Source organism: Flavobacterium crassostreae (assembly GCF_001831475.1).
Taxonomy (GTDB): Bacteria; Bacteroidota; Bacteroidia; order Flavobacteriales; family Flavobacteriaceae; genus Flavobacterium; species Flavobacterium crassostreae.
This window is the reverse complement of sequence record NZ_CP017688.1, coordinates 1,275,728-1,295,773: the sequence shown is the minus strand read 5'-3', so window position 1 is coordinate 1,295,773 and position 20,046 is coordinate 1,275,728. Positions and strand designations below refer to the sequence as shown.

At 38.0% G+C, this 20,046-nt stretch carries 15 protein-coding genes; 8 read left to right on the top strand and 7 right to left on the bottom strand.

Translation table 11 applies throughout. From position 1 onward, the window contains the following. The first annotated feature begins 40 nt into the window (after nt 1-40). Both gap and LB076_RS05840 read left to right on the top strand, forming a co-directional pair. Nucleotides 41-1,039, top strand: a complete 999-nt coding sequence (gene gap / locus LB076_RS05845) for a type I glyceraldehyde-3-phosphate dehydrogenase (RefSeq protein ID WP_066333657.1) — start codon at nt 41-43, stop codon at nt 1,037-1,039. A gap of 6 nt (nt 1,040-1,045) precedes the next feature. After that, a complete protein-coding gene (locus LB076_RS05840; RefSeq protein ID WP_066333802.1) occupies nt 1,046-3,214 on the top strand; it encodes a tetratricopeptide repeat-containing hybrid sensor histidine kinase/response regulator in 2,169 nt (722 codons plus the stop codon). A 193-nt stretch (nt 3,215-3,407) separates the two neighbouring features. Here the strand turns inward: LB076_RS05840 and lpxK are convergent, their stop codons facing one another. Further along, nucleotides 3,408-4,436 (bottom strand): tetraacyldisaccharide 4'-kinase, encoded by a 1,029-nt coding sequence (lpxK, locus tag LB076_RS05835; protein WP_066333810.1) that lies wholly within the window; start codon nt 4,434-4,436, stop codon nt 3,408-3,410. Nucleotides 4,437-4,509: 73 nt separating this feature from the next. On the opposite strand from lpxK, the gene LB076_RS05830 reads away from it, so the two are divergent. From LB076_RS05830 to LB076_RS05810, 5 genes are all read left to right on the top strand, one after another. Next, on the top strand, nt 4,510-5,604 hold the full coding sequence (locus LB076_RS05830) for a Nif3-like dinuclear metal center hexameric protein (RefSeq protein WP_066333812.1): 1,095 nt from the start codon (nt 4,510-4,512) through the stop codon (nt 5,602-5,604). Nucleotides 5,605-5,607: 3 nt separating this feature from the next. Continuing rightward, nucleotides 5,608-6,387 carry a zinc ribbon domain-containing protein gene (locus LB076_RS05825; RefSeq protein WP_066333813.1) on the top strand — a complete coding sequence of 260 codons (780 nt, stop codon included), beginning with the start codon at nt 5,608-5,610 and terminating at the stop codon, nt 6,385-6,387. Between the two features lie 44 nt (nt 6,388-6,431). Beyond that, the gene (locus LB076_RS05820) at nt 6,432-7,298 is read left to right on the top strand and encodes an alpha/beta hydrolase (protein WP_066333814.1); all 867 of its coding nucleotides are present in this window, start codon (nt 6,432-6,434) and stop codon (nt 7,296-7,298) included. 77 nt (nt 7,299-7,375) lie between these two features. Next, nucleotides 7,376-8,188, top strand: a complete 813-nt coding sequence (gene rluF, locus LB076_RS05815) for a 23S rRNA pseudouridine(2604) synthase RluF (protein WP_066333816.1) — start codon at nt 7,376-7,378, stop codon at nt 8,186-8,188. A 252-nt stretch (nt 8,189-8,440) separates the two neighbouring features. Beyond that, the gene (locus LB076_RS05810) at nt 8,441-10,228 is read left to right on the top strand and encodes a hypothetical protein (RefSeq protein ID WP_066333818.1); all 1,788 of its coding nucleotides are present in this window, start codon (nt 8,441-8,443) and stop codon (nt 10,226-10,228) included. A gap of 74 nt (nt 10,229-10,302) precedes the next feature. Here LB076_RS05810 and lysS read toward each other — a convergent pair whose 3' ends face one another. Next, nucleotides 10,303-12,006 (bottom strand): lysine--tRNA ligase, encoded by a 1,704-nt coding sequence (lysS, locus tag LB076_RS05805; protein ID WP_066333821.1) that lies wholly within the window; start codon nt 12,004-12,006, stop codon nt 10,303-10,305. 488 nt (nt 12,007-12,494) lie between these two features. Here lysS and lipB point away from each other — a divergent pair, with 488 nt between their 5' ends. After that, complete coding sequence (gene lipB / locus LB076_RS05795) at nt 12,495-13,196, top strand: lipoyl(octanoyl) transferase LipB (protein ID WP_066333831.1); 702 nt, start codon at nt 12,495-12,497, stop codon at nt 13,194-13,196. Between the two features lie 157 nt (nt 13,197-13,353). Here the strand turns inward: lipB and LB076_RS05790 are convergent, their stop codons facing one another. From LB076_RS05790 to LB076_RS05770, 5 genes are all read right to left on the bottom strand, one after another. Next, nucleotides 13,354-14,238 carry a bifunctional 5,10-methylenetetrahydrofolate dehydrogenase/5,10-methenyltetrahydrofolate cyclohydrolase gene (locus LB076_RS05790; RefSeq protein ID WP_066333833.1) on the bottom strand — a complete coding sequence of 295 codons (885 nt, stop codon included), beginning with the start codon at nt 14,236-14,238 and terminating at the stop codon, nt 13,354-13,356. 139 nt (nt 14,239-14,377) lie between these two features. After that, complete coding sequence (gene ffh / locus LB076_RS05785; RefSeq protein ID WP_066333836.1) at nt 14,378-15,730, bottom strand: signal recognition particle protein; 1,353 nt, start codon at nt 15,728-15,730, stop codon at nt 14,378-14,380. An 88-nt stretch (nt 15,731-15,818) separates the two neighbouring features. Then, nucleotides 15,819-17,597: an arginine--tRNA ligase gene (gene argS, locus LB076_RS05780; RefSeq protein ID WP_066333839.1), complete on the bottom strand. Its 1,779-nt coding sequence runs from the start codon at nt 17,595-17,597 to the stop codon at nt 15,819-15,821. A 215-nt stretch (nt 17,598-17,812) separates the two neighbouring features. Beyond that, the gene (locus LB076_RS05775; RefSeq protein WP_066333842.1) at nt 17,813-18,820 is read right to left on the bottom strand and encodes a 3-oxoacyl-ACP synthase III family protein; all 1,008 of its coding nucleotides are present in this window, start codon (nt 18,818-18,820) and stop codon (nt 17,813-17,815) included. 220 nt (nt 18,821-19,040) lie between these two features. Further along, on the bottom strand, nt 19,041-19,985 hold the full coding sequence (locus LB076_RS05770) for an ABC transporter ATP-binding protein (protein ID WP_066333845.1): 945 nt from the start codon (nt 19,983-19,985) through the stop codon (nt 19,041-19,043). Nucleotides 19,986-20,046 lie beyond the last annotated feature (61 nt).

Sequence of the window (20,046 nt, the reverse complement as noted above, 5' to 3'; positions counted from 1 at the left end):
CATCCCTATTTAATCCAAATAACTGATTAATTTTAAAAAATTGAAAACAAGAGTTGCCATAAATGGCTTTGGAAGAATTGGTCGAAATTTATTTCGTCTTTTATTGAACCATCCCACCATAGAAGTTGTTGCCATAAATGATATTGCGGATACCAAAACCATGGCACATTTATTAAAATACGATAGCATACATGGGGTTTTGCCGCATACGGTACACACGGACTCGCAAGGGTTTTGTATTGAGGAGCAGCATTTTGTTTTTTTGCACGAAAAGAATATTCTGGATCTAGACTGGAAAAAACTCCGTATTGACTATGTTATTGAAGCAACTGGCAAGCATAAAACCCATGAGGCGCTCCGCAACCACCTTATTGCTGGAGCAAAAAAAGTGATTTTATCTGCTCCCTCTGAAACAGATGCTATCAAAACGGTTGTATTGGGGGTTAATGACGCTATTTTGGACGGTTCAGAAACCATTCTTTCTAATGCGAGCTGTACTACCAACAATGCGGCTCCGATGATTAAGATAATACAAGAACTCTGCGGTATTGAACAAGCCTACATCACTACTATTCACTCCTACACTACGGACCAAAGTTTGCATGACCAACCGCATAAAGACTTACGTAGAGCGCGTGGTGCGAGCCAATCTATTGTGCCAACAACCACTGGAGCTGCTAAGGCATTGACCAAAATTTTTCCAGATTTAGACGGCAAAATTGGTGGCTGTGGCATACGAGTGCCAGTGCCCGATGGTTCTCTTACGGACATTACTTTTAATGTAAAACGGGCGGTAACTATTGCCGAGATTAACGCTGCTTTTAAAAACGCTTCGCAAACTAGTCTAAAAGGAATTTTGGACTATACCGAAGATCCTATTGTTTCTGTAGATATTATAGGTAATAAAAATTCTTGTGTTTTTGATGCCCAACTAACCTCTGTAATTGACAAAATGGTTAAAGTAGTGGGTTGGTACGATAACGAAATTGGTTATTGTTCCCGACTAATTGACTTAATTCTGTTAACCAGGACAAAATAGAGTACTATGAATTATTTTTGGGCTTTTATCCTGTTTTTCAGCATCTTGATGCATGCACAAAAAAAAGAGCCCTTAGATAGCCTCTCTTTTTATACAGGTTTAGCGCAATCTAGCATTGCAAAAAACCATTACAAAAATGCGATTGATTATACCCAAAAAGCAATTAATTATAGCGAGTCCAAACAAGATTCTTACCACAAAGCGGTACAAATATTTCAATTAGGCAAAATATATTATGATTTAAAAAAAAACAACGATGCAGCCGATTTTTTTAATCAAAGTATTTATTTGTTCAAAAACCTACCCATCTCAAGCACCTACTCCATCGTCTATTATTATTTAGGGTTGGTCAAAATGAAGCAACAAAATTATGATGTTGCAGAAACCTGCTTTAAAAAAAGCTTATCTATTGCCAAAAAACTAAATATAACTACTTATAATCGTGCCATTACGCTGCAGCAAGCAATTATTTATAAAGCAAAAGGAGCTCTCGAAAAAAGCACTGTTTTTTTTAACACCGTAATTTCTGAGCCTACTACCTCCAAAAACTTGGAAACCAAAACCGAAGCCTACTACCAAATGGGTCTCATTGAGGCGGCCAACAAACGATTTAATTTTGCCCTAAGCTATTTCAAGAAAGCCTATGAGTTAAATAGTAGTGGTCAAAATTTAGAACAACGCCTCAACATACTGTTAGCCCTGAGTACTATTCACGAAAGAATGCTCGAAAAAAACAAGGCTTTTGCGTATTTGAAACTCTACTTAAATCTAAAAGAAAATTTTGAAATTTTAAACAATCAAAAATTAGAAATCGATGATTATGAAAATTTTAAAAAAGAACAACGCCTAAAAAGCGTGGCACAATTAAACAAACAAAATGCTGAGAAAGAAAGAACTAGTAAATTCTCTAAACTCATCAATATATTAGCAGTAGCCTTGATTGCTATCTTGTCTTTGTTAAGCCTGTCTTTGTACAAAAATAATATCATCCGAAACAAATCCAACTTGTTGCTCAAAGAAAAAAATAACGAGCTGCTCCTTGCCAAAGAAAAAATAGAAAAAGCCTCCGAGGCCCGATCTGAATTTCTCTCTACAGTAAGCCATGAATTGCGCACTCCCTTGAATGCCATTAATGGATTAACGCATTTGTTGTTAGAAGAAAATCCTAAAAAATCCCAACTGCACTATCTTTCTTCTCTGAAATTTTCTGCAAACTATTTAGCCACATTTATCAACGAAATATTAGAAATAAACAAAATTGAGGCCAATAAAACCGAAGTGGAAAACATTAGTTTTAATCTCAAAAAACTCCTCGAAGATATTCAAAACTCTTTGAAAGAGTTGGCCCAAAAAAACAACAACCACTTTGCGCTTAGTATGGATCCAGAAATTCCAGAAATTTTGAGAGGAGATCCGATGAAAATTTCGCAAATATTCATGAATTTAATAAACAATGCACTCAAATTTACCCAAGATGGAGAGGTGTTTGTTACTGCCAAAGTAAAACAATTGAGTCCGCAAAAAGCTTTTTTATCTTTTGTGATAACAGACACCGGAATAGGAATTCCGGAAAACAAACTAGAAACCGTATTTGAGAGTTTCACGCAAGGATCCACAGAAATAAACCGAAAGTATGGCGGCACAGGCCTGGGGTTGACCATTGTAAAAAAACTAGTGACTATTTTGGGCGGAAAAATGCATTTAAAAAGCACCCTAGGGACAGGATCTGCCTTTTCGTTTGATTTGGAATTGGATATTGAAGAAAACAAAAATTATAGTACCCAACAAACCAAAGCAACGGATTATAGTGCTTTACAAAATAAAAAAATTCTCATTGTGGAAGACAACAAAATCAACCAAATGATCACCAAAACAATGCTCAAAAACAAAGGGGTTCATTCAGTGATAATTGATAACGGCGAGGAGGCCATGGAACACCTAAAACGTCATGCCTATGATTTGGTACTCATGGATGTGCATTTGCCAGGGATTAATGGCACTGTTGCCACCAAGGAAATCCGAAAATTCAATACCATCACCCCGATTATTGCTGTTACGGCAATATCTCTAGACGAAAATAGAGAAATGCTGCTTTCTTTTGGGATGAATGATGTGGTTACCAAACCATTTACTCCCGAAGATTTTTATAGCATTATTTTGCAAAATCTCTCTTAATACGGGGTCCTTTATTTAAAAACACCTCTAACCGAAATAGTCTCTCGTGTTTAAAACTTGATGCATTCTGCAATCTCAAAAACAGCGAAAAACGTTTGATCGTGGCGCAAGTATGTATTACCCAAATTAGGCTATCTTTTTTTAAAAAACTACTCTGTTTATAATAACAAATACCGCATTATCCATTTGGCATCTAGGCTGGCTTTGTTACATTGGTCGCTACATAATTTTTTATTTTTGCTCTAAACGCTTCTTCATTATTTAAAAATGCGCTACTAATGGGCAAATAATACAATTGCTCCTTTAGAACACTATCTTTTAGCCTCATAAAATCTTTCTCGGTCGTAATTAGTATTTTATTTTGAGATTGTTTTTTAATCTCTAAAATGTCTTTTGTAGTAAAATGATGGTGGTCTGGATACCGAATTTGCACCGAATTTGCCGTTTGTAGGTGCGCAAAAAAGGGCTCTGGCTTAGCAATTCCGGCTACAAGCACTTTGTCTTCTTGGATGATATCCTGCACCATTAGAGTTGTTTTTTCAGAACACAAACTATCTTGGTATGCAATGGTGCTAAAAAACAAAGCCTGTTCTTTGGTTAGCTTTAATTTATCTCTTATAGAATTTTGCTCTTGCTCAGAAAGCCCTACCGGACATTTAGTGACCACAACCACATGGGCTCGTTTGGCACCACTGGCATACTCTCTTAGATTTCCAGTAGGCAACATCCTGTCCTCTGAATACAACTCTCCATAAGAGGTAAGCAACACATAAAAACCCGCTTTTACCTTGCGGTGCTGGTAGGCATCATCTAACAAAATCACCTGTGGTTTTGGCTTTTGCAATAGCAATTGCTCTATGCCGTTTTTGCGATTGGCATCTACCGCTACCTGAATTTTTTTAAATTTTTGATAGTATTGAAAGGGCTCATCGCCAAGTATTCTGGCATTTGCATCTGCATCCGCAAGCACAAAACCTTTGGATTCGCGTTTGTAACCCCGGCTTAGAGTAGCCACACGATAATCCTGTTGAAGCAATCGGATTAGATACTCAATTTGAGGCGTTTTTCCGGTTCCACCAACACTCAAATTACCTACAGCAATCACTGGCAAATCAAAAGAATAGGATTTTAAAATCCCGGTATCAAAACAAAAATTACGAATACGGGTGATCCAACCATATATAATGGCAAACGGAAAAAGTAGTTGTCGGAGTAGCTTCATTTCACGAAAGTAATTTTTTTATTTTAAAATTGATTTGTTTATTCGTTAATTTGTTTGTCACAAAAAAGCAACCATGAAAATAAAAGAAATACTTACCGTTCTTGAGCAAATGGCTCCATTGGCCTATGCCGAAGATTTTGACAACGTAGGGTTATTAGTAGGGAATCCAGATGTGCCAGCCACGGGAGTTTTGGTTTGTCATGATGCCTTAGAGAGTGTAATTGAGGAAGCTATTGTAAAGGATTGCAACCTGATCGTTTGTTTTCATCCTATTTTGTTCTCAGGACTAAAAAAAATAATTGGACAAAATTATGTAGCCCGAGCCATTGCCAAGGCCATACGCAATGACATTGCCATTTATGCTGTTCATACTGCCCTAGACAACCATCCCGAAGGAGTTAACAAAATATTTTGCGACGCCCTTGGCCTCAAAAATGCCAAAATTTTAATCCCAAAACAACAGTACATCCGTAAATTAGTCACCTATACCATTGCCGAAAATGTCCTTAAAGTAAGAGAAGCGCTCTTTGAGGCTGGTGCTGGACAAATCGGAAATTACGAAAACTGCAGCTTTACCTCCACAGGCACTAGTACCTACAAAGGAGGCGAAAACAGCAACCCTGTAATCGGAAACCGTTTGGAACTAATAGAAGCCCAAGAGATAAAGATAGAAGTTACCTTTGAAAAACATTTAGAATCCAAAATTTTAAAAGCACTATTTACCAACCACATTTACGAAGAAGTAGCCTACGAAGTTTATGATTTAAAAAACACCCATCAAAATATTGGCCTCGGAATGCTAGCCGAATTTGAAGCACCCATGACCGAAATAGATTTTTTGCGGTTAGTTAAAGACAAAATGGGCGCCGAGGGCATTCGTCATTCTGTCCTTAGAGATACCAAAATACAAAAAGTTGCCGTATTGGGTGGATCCGGAAGTTATGCCATAAAAAATGCAATTTTGGCTGGAGCCGATGCTTTTTTGACTGCAGATTTAAAATACCATCAGTTTTACGAAGCCGAAAATAGCTTACTTTTGGCAGATATTGGACATTTTGAGAGCGAACGCTATACAAAAAATTATATTGTTGATTTTCTTCGGAAAAAAATCCTTAATTTTGCAATCATTTTATCTGAAGAAAATACAAATCCAGTTAAGTACTTATAGAATATGGCGAATACGAAAGAATTAAGTGTTGAGGACAAGTTAAGAGCAATCTACGATTTACAATTGATTGACTCTAGAATTGACGAAATTAGAAATGTAAGAGGGGAACTTCCTCTTGAGGTGGAAGATCTAGAAGATGAAGTTGCTGGTTTAAGCACTCGTTCGGAGAAATTGAAAGGAGAACTTGAAGTAATTGAAGACCTAATCAAGTCAAAAAAGAATGCAATTGATGAGCACAAAGAAGCCATCAAAAAATATACGAAACAACAAGAAACCGTTCGTAACAACCGAGAATTTAACTCTTTAACCAAAGAAGTAGAATTTCAAGAACTTGAAATTCAATTAGCCGAAAAGCAAATCAAAGAAATGAAGGCTTCGATTGAACACAAAAAAGAAGTTATTTCTCAATCTAAAGAAAGATTAGAAACAAAATCCAACCACTTAAAGCATAAAAAATCGGAGTTAGAGGCCATCTTGTCTGAAACAGCTAAAGAAGAAGCATACTTGACCGAAAAATCACTTGAGTTTCAAAGCACCATTGAAGACAGATTACTTGCAGCGTATACCAGAATAAGAACCAGTGTTCGTAATGGTTTAGCAGTAGTATCTATTGAAAGAGGCGCTTCTGCAGGATCGTTTTTTACGATTCCACCACAAACCCAAGTAGAGATTGCTTCAAGAAAAAAAATCATCACTGACGAACATTCTGGAAGAATTTTGGTAGACAGCACCTTGGCTGAGGAAGAAAAAGAAAAAATGGAAAAATTGTTTTCTAAATTTTAATTATATTTAAGTCCCGATACCTACCCTATCGGGACTTTTTTATTATGAAAAAAATAGTTAAAACAATTGTTGCCAAATCTATTGGAGCCTACATCAATCTACTGAGCTATATCGCTCCAAACAAAGCCGTGCAACTTGCTTATGCGCTTTTTAGCGAACCACGAGAAGGCAAATTTACCAAAGACAAGCTACCTGCTATTTTGCAAGAAGCAGAAACTACTACCCATTACCACCACAACGCCCATTTTCAAACCTATATCTGGAGTGGCAACCAAACCGTTATTTTATTAGTTCATGGCTGGGAAAGCAATGCTTCGCGTTGGGAAAACATTTTGCCTTATTTAAAAAAATCGGGCAGCACCATTATTGCTCTAGATGGACCCGCTCATGGACTCTCTAGCGGAAAAGAATTTAACATCCCTCAATATGCTTCTTTTATAAATATAGTAGCCCAAAAACACCAACCACAATATATAATAGGGCATTCGTTAGGCGCCAAAACCTGCTTATACTACCAAGCTACATACCAAAACAACGCTATCCAAAAAATGGTGATTTTAGGATCTCCGAGTGATTTTAAAGTTATTCTCCACAATTACATCCAGATGCTGGGCTTGAATACTACCATCTACAAAGGTCTCGAAAAGCACTATAAAACCCATTTTGATTTGAACCTAAAGGATTTTTCTGGAAAGTATTTTGCCTCTCAAATTACAACCAAAGGATTTATAGCACATGACATCTCAGACAGCATTGTTTTGTTTAAAGAAGCGCAAAAAATAGCACAACACTGGAAAGAAGCTGTTTTGGTAGAAACAAATGGACTCGGACACAGCATGCATGATGCGGCACTTTATACAAAAATTGCACATTTTTTGTTTGACTCCAACACGTTTATATCCAAAAAATAAATTTCCTTTTACCAAAACGCCCAAATTAAATAATCCAGCCTCTCCACCATTACACAATTTAGTATTACTTTTGTAGTATGGAAGAAAATTTAAAACGTCTTAATAAATTTATAGGAGAAACAGGCTATTGCTCCCGCCGTGAAGCAGACAAAATCATTGCAGAAGGTAGGGTAACCATAAACGGTGTGGTACCAGAGCTTGGAACCAAAGTTTCTTTTAAAGATGAAGTGCGTATTGATGGTACTTTAATTAGAGAAAAAAACGAAAAATCGGTGTATCTTGCTTTTTACAAACCCATTGGTATTGAATGCACCACTAATTTAGAGGTGCGCAATAATATTGTAGATTACATCAATTATTCTAAACGAATTTTCCCAATAGGTAGGCTAGACAAAGCCAGTGAAGGCTTGATTTTTATGACCAATGATGGCGATATTGTGAACAAAATACTTCGGGCCAGAAACAACCACGAAAAAGAATATACCGTAACGGTAAACAAACCCATTACAGATCGTTTTATAGAACGGATGGGCAATGGCGTGCCCATACTAGATACCGTTACCCGAAAATGTAAAGTAGAACAAATCAGTAAATATATTTTTAAAATTATTCTGACTCAGGGTTTAAACCGCCAAATTCGTAGAATGTGTGAATATCTTGGATACGAGGTTACTGCGCTAAAACGCATCCGTATTATAAACATTTCTCTAGATGTTCCGGTGGGGCGTTACCGTGATTTGACCGATGCCGAAATAAAAGAGCTCAATGCACTTATAGCTCCTTCAAGCAAAACAGAAGAAGCAAGTTTACCAAAGGAAGAAATCCCTAGAAGGAAAACCGAGTTTATCCAGAGAAACGATCCTAGGTTTAAAAATAAAAACGATTATTAAACGCCACCTGGCTAGTGTATACTACTTACCGCAACAAATAGCTTTGTTGCGGTATTTTTTTGGCATAAAATAGGGTTTGCTTTGACTTATTTTAGAATTCAAACAAAAACCATCAAGCGGGTTTTTAGTTCGGTACAAAAAAATGATGTGCTCTAAATTATTCGTTAAAAAAAAAGCCCAATGATAAATATCAGGTTTTTAACGGGATAGAATAGCAATATTTGTAGATTATTATTTTTAAAAAATATGTCTATGACCATTACTAAACCAGTACATACCTTTCACATTCCGGTGATGGGACTCGCTTACACCATTGACAGTCCGATTAGAGTGGCTAAATATGGGATTTCTTCAGTAATTTCTATTATTGATGATGATTTAATAGAAAAAATGAGTGCTTTTTATAGTTCTAAATTTCATCTTCCGTACCACGAAATTACCCAAAAAATGCAAGATTATCGTGCAGAACGGGTCACTTCGTATCTTAATTTAGTAGACACTATTGTAAAGCAAAAATTTGAAGCTTTTAAAACCGAGTTAACCGAAAGCAAAATTGTCTTAGAAAACTATATTGCCATGTTACCTAATAAATCTGCCGTCAAACAAGGTCTACAAGGCAAGCTTGAAGAAGGCAAAGAAGCGCTCAAAAACTATATAGACAACCACCTTACCACTGGAGCAATTGATGTTAACATCATGACCAAGGTAGATAAAGACAACTTTAACAAAAACGAGCAATTACCTACAGAATTCAATGATGCCCACGCCTCATTACGTGGCTTTGCCAACAGTACTTTGACCTCCTCTGTGGTTCTTTCGGCAGGCATGAACCCCAGATTGTACAGTTATTTTGAGAATTTTGATGTTTTTTTTCCGGACAACAACAACCAATTAAGCAAAAAAATAATCCTTAAAGTGAGCGACTTTAGATCTGCGATGATACAAGGCAATTTTTTGGCCAAAAAAGGGCTTTGGGTTTCTGAATACCGGATTGAGTCGGGATTAAATTGCGGAGGACATGCCTTTGCCACCGAAGGGCATTTGCTAGGACCTATTCTAGAAGAATTTAAAGCCAAAAAAGAACAATTAATAGCCTCCGCACACGAACTAATGGTAAAAGCCCTAACTACCAAAGGCAAACCCGTTCCAGAGAATCCACTAGAATTAAAAATCACCGTTCAAGGAGGGGTAGGAACCGCCGCAGAACACGACTTTTTGCTCTCTCATTACCAAGTAGACTCTATTGGCTGGGGCTCTCCATTTTTATTGGTTCCAGAAGCAACCTCCGTGGATCCCCATACCCGCGAATTACTAGCCAAAGCTAACGAAGAAGATTTGTACCTCAGCCCTATTTCTCCTTTAGGAATTCCGTTCAATACCCTAAAAGGAACCACAAACGAAGCCTTAAAACAAAAACGAATTCAAGAAAACAAAGCAGGAAGCTCTTGTCCCAAAAAGTTTTTGGCTCTGAGTAAAGAATTAGGCCCCGAAGGAATTTGTACCGCCTCCAAAAAATACCAAGATATAAAACTCCAAGAGTTAGCAGATAACAAAGCCAATTTAAGCGACGCCATGTATACTAACGCCAAAAATAAAATCACAGACAAATCCTGTCTTTGTGTTGGTTTAGCCAATGCCATCTATCTTGAAAACGACATACAAATCAAAGGACAAGAACAAGGAGTTGTTATTTGTCCGGGGCCTAACATGGCTTATTTTGACCAAGAAGTTTCTTTGACACAAATGGTGCAACACATTTACGGAAATGCGAATGTTGTAACCAATACAAACCGCCCCAATATGTTTGTTAAAGAACTCAAAATGTACCTGGATTATTTAAAAAACGAAATTCAAACCGTATCCGAAACAATCAACGCAGGGCAAATTAAAAAATGGAACTCTTTCAAGAACAATCTTTTAGACGGAATTAACTACTACGAAACACTCTTTACTGATGCCCCATTTGCAAATACCGAAACCCAATTATTACCCCTATACAAACAAGAGTTACTAACTATTTCAATTCCTGAATTAGTCTAAAAAAACAAACCCGACAGCGTATACAGCTGTCGGGTTTGTTTTTATTTATAACGCTAGTGTTTAGCAATTATGGTTTAGCCTTTCAATCTACATGCCTTGCCATTATCTGCAACAACTACTTCGGTCATTCCAAGTGCCGAAAGGTTTTTCATGGCTTTATCCCATTTTTTACCGCTTAATTCGGATTTTATTTTGAGCAATCCAAACTCCATTTGGTTGTCATTGGCCTCTAGAATGGCTACAATTGTTTTCTCGTCTGCTTCAAGCTCTACCGTGATTTGTTTTTTCTCTGGTCTCATTTGAGGAAAAAACAATACTTCTTGAATCGAAGCATTATTAGTCAAAAACATCATCAAACGATCCATTCCAATCCCTAATCCAGAGGTTGGTGGCATACCATATTCTAGTGCTCTCAAAAAATCTTCATCAATAATTCCAGAGGCCTCGTCATCCCCTTTTTCAGCCAAACGCATTTGATCCTCAAAACGAGCTCTTTGATCAATAGGGTCATTTAGTTCCGAATAAGCATTTGCTACTTCTTTACCACAAACCATTAATTCAAAACGCTCCGTTAATTCCGGATTATCCCGGTGCTCTTTACAAAGCGGAGACATCTCCTTTGGATAGTCCGTGATAAATGTAGGCTGAATATAATTTCCTTCGCATTTAGCGCCAAAAATTTCGTCAATCAATTTCCCTTTCCCCATGGTAGCATCTACTTCAATTCCCATTGCTTTGGCAGCTTCAAAAAGTTCTGCTTCGGTTTTGCCAGAAATATCAAAACCAGTAAAATGCTGGATAGAATCCGTCATGGTCACACGAGCATAAGGTGCTTTAAAGTTGATTTTGTGTTCTCCAAAAGTAGCTTCACTAGTACCATTTACACCAATGGCGCAATGTTCCAGTAAGTTCTCCGTAAACTCCATCATCCAGTTGTAGTCCTTGTAGGCTACATATATTTCCATGGCAGTAAATTCTGGATTGTGTGTTCTATCCATTCCCTCGTTACGGAAATTTTTAGAAAACTCATACACCCCATCAAATCCACCTACGATTAATCTTTTTAAATATAACTCATTTGCTATACGCATATACAACGGCATATCAAGAGAGTTATGATGCGTAATAAACGGACGCGCCGCTGCACCACCCGGAATGGATTGCAAAATAGGCGTTTCGACCTCAAGATATCCAGCATCGTTAAAAAAACCACGCATGGCGTTGAACAATTTTGTTCTTTTAACAAACGTTTGCTTTACGTTTTGGTTCACCGTCAAATCTACGTAGCGCATTCTATAACGCAATTCGGCATCGTTAAAAGCATCATGTACCTTTCCATCCTCGTCCACTTTTGGCAACGGCAACGGACGTAACGTTTTACTCAAAAAAGTAAACCCATCCACCCTAATACACTGAGCGCCTACCTTGGTGGTAAACAATTCTCCTTCAATACCAATAAAATCCCCTAGATCCGTTAATTTTTTAAAAACCTGATTATAAAGCGTTTTATCCTCTCCAACACACAATACATCCCGATTCACGTACAACTGAATACGTCCCTCGCTATCTTGCAGTTCCGCAAAACAGGCCTTACCTTGGTCTCTAACACTCATCAAACGCCCAGCCACAACAACCTTCTTGCCCTCTTCAAAGCTTTCCTTTATTTGTTTGGAAGTATGATCTACAGCAAAAAGATTAGCAGGATACGGGTTAATCCCTAAGTTTCGTAAGTTTTGTAGTTTTTCTCTACGGATAATTTCTTGTTCGGATAATGCCATTTTACTCTGATTTTTAAGAGCACAAAGATAGTCTTTATGTGTTAAAATAACAAAAAAACAGCCTCTGCTAAAATAGCAACCCAAGCCAGCGCAGATTCTGGAGCATTAAGTCCGCACACCTTATCCAATTCTGTCCCGCTTTCCGCTTTATCCACGCCCAAAAAAAGGCGTGGGATACCGCTTCCAATCGGGGCTAGTTTACAATACCTCGTATCTAGAATTAAGTATCCCCAAGAGTTTAGCAATTCCGTATAGAGTTTGTATCTTTGCCCAAAAAAACAAGAAGATCCCGAAGATGAATTTTTAAAAAAGTTAGGTGATTTTTCAAACAAATCCACCTATTCTATTGCCTATCCTTTTACAAAAAAACAAAAACCGTATCGATGCCAGAGGAATAGCCCAAGACCGAAAGCGTTTTGTGAAAAGCATTCCTCTAGAAAATCTTTCCGAGAATAGGCATTAAAGCTTTAAAGCAGAATTTGAACCACATGAACAACAAAATACAACTCCAAGATTTAGGAACCAAAGACTACAAAACAACCTGGGAATACCAAGAAGAATTGTTCAAAGCCATTGTAGCCTTAAAGATGCAAAACCGACGAGAAGAATTGGAGTTAGCCACCCCAAATTACTTTCTTTTTGTAAGCCATCCGCATGTTTACACGCTGGGCAAGAGTGGGGATTTTAGCAACCTACTTTTGTCTGAAAAACAATTGGCAGATAAAGGCGCTACTTTTTATAAAATAAATCGCGGTGGAGACATCACCTACCATGGTCCAGGTCAAATTGTGGGATATCCCATATTGGATCTTGAAAATTTTTTTACAGACATCCATAAATACCTGCGTTTTCTGGAAGAATCTATTATTTTGACCCTACAAGAGTACGGTTTAGAATGTGGCCGTAGTCCAGGAGAAACAGGCGTATGGTTAGGAGTTGGCACCCCCTTTGCCCGCAAAATATGCGCCATGGGCGTACGCGCCTCCCGTTGGGTCACCATGCACGGATTTGCCTTAAATGTAAACACCGATTTGGGCTATTTTGACCATATTATCCCTTGCGGAATTAGAGGTAAAGCAGTTACTTCTTTACATGTAGAACTAGGTGTCGAAAAAGTAGATGAAGCCAAAGTAAAAGCTAGCATCTTGAAACATTTTGCAGCACTTTTTGAAAGTGAATTTGTTTCCTAAATCTATCCCTTATATTTTACACAGCAACTAGTTATTGGTATTGGCTACAATACATCCTATTCGCTTTTAATAAAGACACCCCAAAATAACCGTTGCTTTTTGGGGTGTTTTATTAGTATTTCAAAATACATTTGGGAGTATTGCAGTAGCCTCTTCCTTAATTTTTATCTCGTTTCATTTCTCGAGCCAAAAGGGTGTTTTTCATTAGCATGGCAATAGTCATTGGCCCTACTCCTCCTGGAACTGGTGTTATAAAACTGGCTTTTTTGCTCACATTATCAAAATCTACATCTCCGGTAATTCTATATCCTTTTTCTTTGGTATCATCACTCACCCTAGTAATCCCTACATCAATAACCACTGCGCCATCTTTGACCATCTCTGCTTTAAGATAATTAGGCACTCCAAGTGCGGTAATAATAATATCTGCTTGCGTAGTAATTTGTGCAATGTTTTTGGTATAACTATGAGTCAAAGTAACGGTAGAATTTCCAGGAAATCCTTTTCTACCCATCAAAATACTCATCGGACGGCCCACAATATGGCTCCGCCCAATCACTACGGTATGCTTTCCTTGTGTCTCTACACCATAGCGTTCTAATAATTCTAATATTCCAAAAGGGGTTGCTGGGATAAAAGTTGTCATATCTAGTGCCATTTTTCCAAAATTCTCCGGATGGAACCCATCTACATCCTTACTTGGATCAATAGCCATCAGTACTTTTTGCTCATCAATTTGCACTGGCAAGGGCAGCTGGACAATAAACCCATCAATGGCATTGTCTTCGTTTAGTTCTTTTATTTTTTTTAGCAACTCTGTTTCTGAGGTGGTACTAGGCATTTTGACTAAAGTAGATTCAAAACCTACTCTTTGGCATGCTTTTACCTTGCTACCTACATAAGTAAGGCTTGCTCCATCATTACCTACAATAACTGCTGCAAGATGCGGTACCTTCTCTGCGTTTGTAATCATTTTTTGCACTTCGATTGCAATTTCAGCCTTAATGTCTTCTGCTGTTTTTTTTCCGTCTAGTAGTTGCATAGTAGTATAATTTAATGCTTTAAGGTATTTAAAAGGTCTAGAATAGTGGCCCTTTTAAAACCAAAACAATACGTTAGTATAATTTGTTGTAAAAATTTAAGGTTCAAAATTTCTTTAGAAATCTTAAACCTTACATTTTTTATCTTGGCATCCCTCCGGGCATTCCTTTCATGCCTCCCATCATTTTCATTAAGTTTTTGCCTCCTGGTCCTTGCATCATTTTCATCATCTTACTCATTTGATCAAATTGCTTCATGAGTTGGTTAACTTGCTCTACTTTTACACCAGAGCCTTTTGCAATCCTAGCTTTTCTTTTTACATCAATCACCGATGGCTTGGTTCGTTCTAATGGCGTCATCGAATGAATTATTGCCTCTATGTGTTTAAAAGCATCGTCTTCGATCTCTACGTCTTTCATGGCTTTAGAAGCGCCTGGAATCATCCCAACCAAGTCTTTCATGTTTCCCATCTTTTTTACTTGCTGTATTTGAGATAAGAAATCATCAAATCCAAATTCATTTTTAGCAATTTTCTTTTGGATTTTTCTAGCCTCATCTTCATCAAATTGTTCTTGAGCTCTTTCTACCAAAGACACCACATCTCCCATACCCAAGATACGCTCTGCCATACGTACAGGATAGAACACGTCTAGGGCGTCCATTTTTTCGCCGGTTCCAACAAACTTAATTGGTTTATTGACTACCGATTTGATCGATAGCGCAGCTCCTCCACGGGTATCTCCATCTAATTTTGTTAGAACAACTCCGTCAAAATTTAAAATATCATTAAAGGCTTTTGCGGTATTCACGGCATCTTGACCCGTCATGGCATCCACCACAAATAAGGTTTCTTGCGGTTGTATTGCTTTATGAACACGAGCAATTTCGTCCATCATTTCTTGATCTACTGCAAGACGTCCTGCAGTATCCACAATAACTACATTAAATCCGTTTGCTTTGGCATGCTTGATGGCATTTTGAGCAATTTCTACTGGATTTTTGTTTTCTGGTTCAGAGTACACCTCTACACCTATTGCGTCTCCTACAACATACAATTGTTGGATGGCCGCTGGCCGGTAAATGTCACAGGCAACCAACAAGGGTTTTTTACTTTTTTTGGTTTGAAGATAATTTGCTAACTTTCCTGAAAAAGTAGTTTTTCCGGATCCTTGCAAACCAGACATTAATATAACGGTGGGTGTTCCGGAAAGAGTAATCCCTGCAACATCGCCTCCCATTAATTCTGTAAGCTCGTCTTTTACAAGTTTTACCAATAACTGCCCTGGTTGCAAAGTAGTCAATACGTCTTGCCCAATTGCTTTTTCTTTTACCCTAGTGGTAAAATCTTTGGCAATTTTAAAATTCACATCGGCATCCAGCAAAGCGCGTCTAACCTCTTTTAAAGTTTCGGCTACGTTTACTTCGGTTATTTTTCCGTGCCCTTTAAGTATATGAAAGGCTTTGTCTAGTTTATCGCTTAAATTATCAAACATGTAATTGTTGTTTTAGGAATTGCAAATATAATATAAAGTTAGAAAGCCACAAAGGTTCTGAGTCACAAAGGAGCAGCCCGTTCTGATTTTACATTCGCTCCGGAACCTGAATCCCTAAGAGTCCAAAAGAGGCTGCAATGGTATCGGCTACTTTTTTGGAAAGCTGTACTCTAAATACTTTTTTGTTGTTTTCTTCTTCTCCCAAAATAGAAACCCCTTGGTAAAATGAATTGTACTCTTTCACCAAATCATAGGTATAATTAGCCAAAAGAGCTGGACTATGATTTTGGGCCGCGTTTTGAATTGCCTCCGGGAATAATGCAATTTGTTTTACTAGTTCTTTTTCTTTTGGGTGTAATGCAACCAATGCCGAAGTATCCGAAAAATCAAAATTGGCTTTGCGTATAATCGATTGGATTCTTGCGTAGGTGTACTGAATAAATGGGCCAGTATTTCCTGCAAAATCTACGGACTCTTCTGGATTAAAGAGAATACGTTTTTTGGGATCTACCTTTAAGATATAATACTTCAAAGCTCCCAAACCAATGGTGTTATATAATTTGGCTTTTTCTGGGTCTGAATACCCCTCTAGTTTGCCTAAATCTTCGGCTATTTTTTGGGCAGTAGTGGTCATTTCGTGCATCAAATCATCGGCATCTACTACGGTTCCTTCGCGGCTTTTCATTTTGCCGGAAGGCAAATCTACCATACCATAAGACAAGTGGGCTAAATTTGCAGCCCAGTCAAAACCTAATTTTTTGAGTATCAAAAACAATACTTTAAAATGGTAATCTTGTTCGTTCCCCACGGTGTAGACCATTCCGCCTACATCTGGCATGTCTTTTACACGCTGGATTGCCGTACCAATATCTTGGGTCATGTACACTGCAGTTCCGTCTGAACGCAAAACAATCTTACGATCCAAACCTTCGTCGGTCAAATCAATCCAAACAGAACCGTCTGGATCTTTTTCAAAGATTCCTTTTTCGAGACCAACACTAACCACATCTTTTCCAAGCAAATACGTATTGCTTTCGTAGTAGTATTTATCAAAGTCAACGCCTAAATTTTTGTATGTAATCGCAAAACCGTCATACACCCATTGGTTCATTTTTTCCCAAAGTGCTTTAACGGTAGTATCGCCAGCTTCCCATTGCAGGAGCATTTCTTGTGCTTCTAAAATGATTGACGCATGTTTTTTGGCCTCTTCTTCAGTTTTGCCTTCGGTCAGTAACTGCGCAATTTCTTCTTTATAGGTTTTATCAAAAGCTACATAATAATCCCCAACTAGTTTATCTCCTTTTAAACCCGTACTTTCTGGTGTTGCGCCATGGCCAAACTTTTGCCAAGCCAGCATGGATTTACAAATATGAATACCTCTATCGTTGATAATTTGCGTTTTGTACACCTTTTTTCCGGATGCTTTCAGAATTTCAGCAACAGAATACCCCAAAAGGTTGTTGCGCACATGTCCTAAATGCAGTGGTTTGTTGGTATTGGGAGAAGAATATTCTACCATTATTGCTTTGTCCTCAGGATTGGGAGTTACAAAACCATAGTGGGCATCGGTTCTAATTTGGTTAAAGAAATCCAGATAGTACGCATCCGAGATCCCGATATTTAAGAATCCAGATACAACATTAAATCCATGCACTGCATCAAGGTTTTCGACCAAATAATTTCCTATTTTGGTTCCTAATTCTACTGGGTTGCCTTTAATGCGTTTCAATAAAGGAAAAATAACCATCGTTATATCGCCTTCAAATTCTTTCCGGGTAGTTTGAAATTCAACTTTGTCAATAGCTACGTCAAATAAAGCATGTACTGCTTTTTTAATAGAAGGGGTAAGAATTTCTGGTAATGTCATGAGTATAATTTTAGAAATGCAAAGATATTCTAATTAACCCATTTGACCTTAAAAAATATTTTTAGCTTTTAAAAAATTTACAAACAGCCTATCTACACCATTATTATAGCCCCGAAAGCATCTTTTGGGGGCACCAAAACAAAACCCGAAGTCTTTAATTTACAGACTTCGGGTTTTTATATACTTAGAGCAACTAGTTTAGTTTAGCAACCATGCTACCATTTAATAATAGCACTAGCCCACGTAAATCCACTTCCAAAGGCAGCCAAAACCACCGTATCTCCAGATTTAATTTTGCCTTGTTCCCAAGCTTCTGTTAACGCAATTGGGATGGACGCTGCGGTAGTATTTCCGTATTTTTGAATATTATTAAACACTTGGGTATCCTGCAAACCAAATTTCTTTTGGATAAACTGCGAAATTCTCAAATTTGCTTGATGCGGAACCAACATATCAATATCCGAGACCTGCAAACCATTGGCTTCCAAGCCTTCGTGAATCACCTCCGCAAAACGAGCTACTGCATTTTTGAACACAAATTGCCCATTCATGTACGGAAAATAACTCTCGTCATTGGGATCGTTGTCCGCAAGAATATCCGTCACCCATCTTGCACCCATTCCTGGGGCTATAAGTGCCAATTCTTCGGCATGTTGTCCCTCAGCGTGTAAATGGGTAGAAAGAATCCCTTTAGACAAATCCTCTTCTCTACTCACCACCGCTGCACCTGCACCATCTCCAAAAATCACCGATACCCCACGGCCTCTAGAGGTCATATCCAAACCTGTAGAATGCACCTCCGAGCCAATCACCAATATGTTTTTGTACATACCCGTTTTAATATATTGGTCCGCCACAGACAAGGCATACAAAAACCCCGAACATTGGTTTCTAACATCCAGCGCCCCTACCGTTCTTAAACCCAAATCCCGTTGTACCAAAACTCCAGGTCCCGGAAAATAATAATCTGGGCTTAGCGTAGCAAAAACCACAAAATCTATAGCCTCCTTAGCAACTCCGGCGCGTTCCATAGCAATTTTGGCTGCTTTGACCCCCATCGAAGTCGTCGTGTCCTGCCCTCTTATAATATGTCTTCGTTCCTGAATTCCGGTTCGTTCCTGAATCCACTCATCATTAGTGTCCATAATTTTGGACAAATCCTCATTAGTCACCACATTCGAGGGTACGTAATACCCCAATCCAGCTATTTTAGAATGATACATTATATTTTTTTTAGTTAAAATAAGATCCCAAATTTAAACATACTTTAAAAACAATCCCTTACAAACGGTGTTTTTTTTTGGCAACAGCACCCACAATCCCTTCTTGAAGCTGTTTCCCGCTATCCGCTATATCTTTTTGGGGTAGTTGTTTTTGTTATTCACAAAACAACTACCCCAAAAAGGATGCCGCTACTATCGGGGCTAGAACACCGCACAAATATCAAGAAATCATCAAAGACACCACCGTATTATTCTGCAAAGGGCTATCGTGCTCAAAAAAAATAACCTTCCGATCAAACACCGCCTTAATCAAATAATAACCTCCCTTAAAATACGATTGTTTGACCACCGCATTAAGCAAGCCATTATCGACCACCTTTAATTGGTTAGGATAAAGTAAAACCGTTTCGTCCGGACCCTCTATAGGCATTAACTGAGACAATTTAAGCTCATTGACCTCTCCAAACAACGAAGCCACATATTTATTTATAGGATTGTTGTACAAACTAAACGAATTTGCCTTGTCTACCAATACCCCATTTTGCAACACAATAGTCTCATCGGCATACGATAGCGCATCCGTACTATCGTGCGTGGCTACAATACAAGTAATACCTTTGGTCTTTAGGTATGCAAACAAATTACGTCGCAACGCATTTTTTCTAAAATTATCAATATGACTAAAGGGTTCATCCAGCAATAAAACTTCGGGCTCATTGGCCAACACTCTAGCAAGTGCCACACGCTGTTGCTGCCCGCCGCTCAAATTTTTAGCCTGCACATTAGCAAACTCCGTCATCTCCACCATTTCTAACAATTGTTCAATGCGCAGTTTTTTTAGAGCATTAAATCCATTGGACAAAAATTTACCTACATTTTCTGCAACAGTAGTATAAGGCATCAAGTCAAAATCTTGGGCAAGATATTTTATAAAGGGCATGCCTGGCACCAAATTAAACTTAGGCCCAGTTACTTTTTTGTCGCCCCAACTAATGGCTCCTTCATCAAGATCGTATAAGCCATAAATGAGTTTTAGCAGCGTACTTTTTCCGCAACCACTCTCTCCTATCACAGCAATATTCTGTCCTTTTTCAACCGTAAAATGGATGTTTTTTATCACTGGTTTTTCGTTATAACCAAAAGAGATATCTTTAACTTGAAGCATTTTTATAATATAAATTTGAGGGTACAAAGATAGATTTCTTTGTCGGAATTACCAGAATAAG

Excerpts from the sequence above, each read along its gene's own strand:
- LB076_RS05790 (WP_066333833.1), bottom strand. The coding sequence starts at position 14,238 with ATGCAACTACTAGACGGAAAAAAAACAGCAGAAGACATTAAGGCTGAA.
- argS (WP_066333839.1), bottom strand. The coding sequence starts at position 17,597 with ATGACATTACCAGAAATTCTTACCCCTTCTATTAAAAAAGCAGTACAT.
- LB076_RS05770 (WP_066333845.1), bottom strand. The coding sequence starts at position 19,985 with ATGCTTCAAGTTAAAGATATCTCTTTTGGTTATAACGAAAAACCAGTG.
- lysS (WP_066333821.1), bottom strand. The coding sequence starts at position 12,006 with ATGGCATTATCCGAACAAGAAATTATCCGTAGAGAAAAACTACAAAAC.
- LB076_RS05830 (WP_066333812.1), top strand. The coding sequence starts at position 4,510 with ATGAAAATAAAAGAAATACTTACCGTTCTTGAGCAAATGGCTCCATTG.
- LB076_RS05775 (WP_066333842.1), bottom strand. The coding sequence starts at position 18,820 with ATGTATCATTCTAAAATAGCTGGATTGGGGTATTACGTACCCTCGAAT.
- LB076_RS05825 (WP_066333813.1), top strand. The coding sequence starts at position 5,608 with ATGGCGAATACGAAAGAATTAAGTGTTGAGGACAAGTTAAGAGCAATC.
- lpxK (WP_066333810.1), bottom strand. The coding sequence starts at position 4,436 with ATGAAGCTACTCCGACAACTACTTTTTCCGTTTGCCATTATATATGGT.
- LB076_RS05840 (WP_066333802.1), top strand. The coding sequence starts at position 1,046 with ATGAATTATTTTTGGGCTTTTATCCTGTTTTTCAGCATCTTGATGCAT.
- lipB (WP_066333831.1), top strand. The coding sequence starts at position 12,495 with ATGAACAACAAAATACAACTCCAAGATTTAGGAACCAAAGACTACAAA.
- LB076_RS05820 (WP_066333814.1), top strand. The coding sequence starts at position 6,432 with ATGAAAAAAATAGTTAAAACAATTGTTGCCAAATCTATTGGAGCCTAC.
- LB076_RS05810 (WP_066333818.1), top strand. The coding sequence starts at position 8,441 with ATGACCATTACTAAACCAGTACATACCTTTCACATTCCGGTGATGGGA.
- rluF (WP_066333816.1), top strand. The coding sequence starts at position 7,376 with ATGGAAGAAAATTTAAAACGTCTTAATAAATTTATAGGAGAAACAGGC.
- ffh (WP_066333836.1), bottom strand. The coding sequence starts at position 15,730 with ATGTTTGATAATTTAAGCGATAAACTAGACAAAGCCTTTCATATACTT.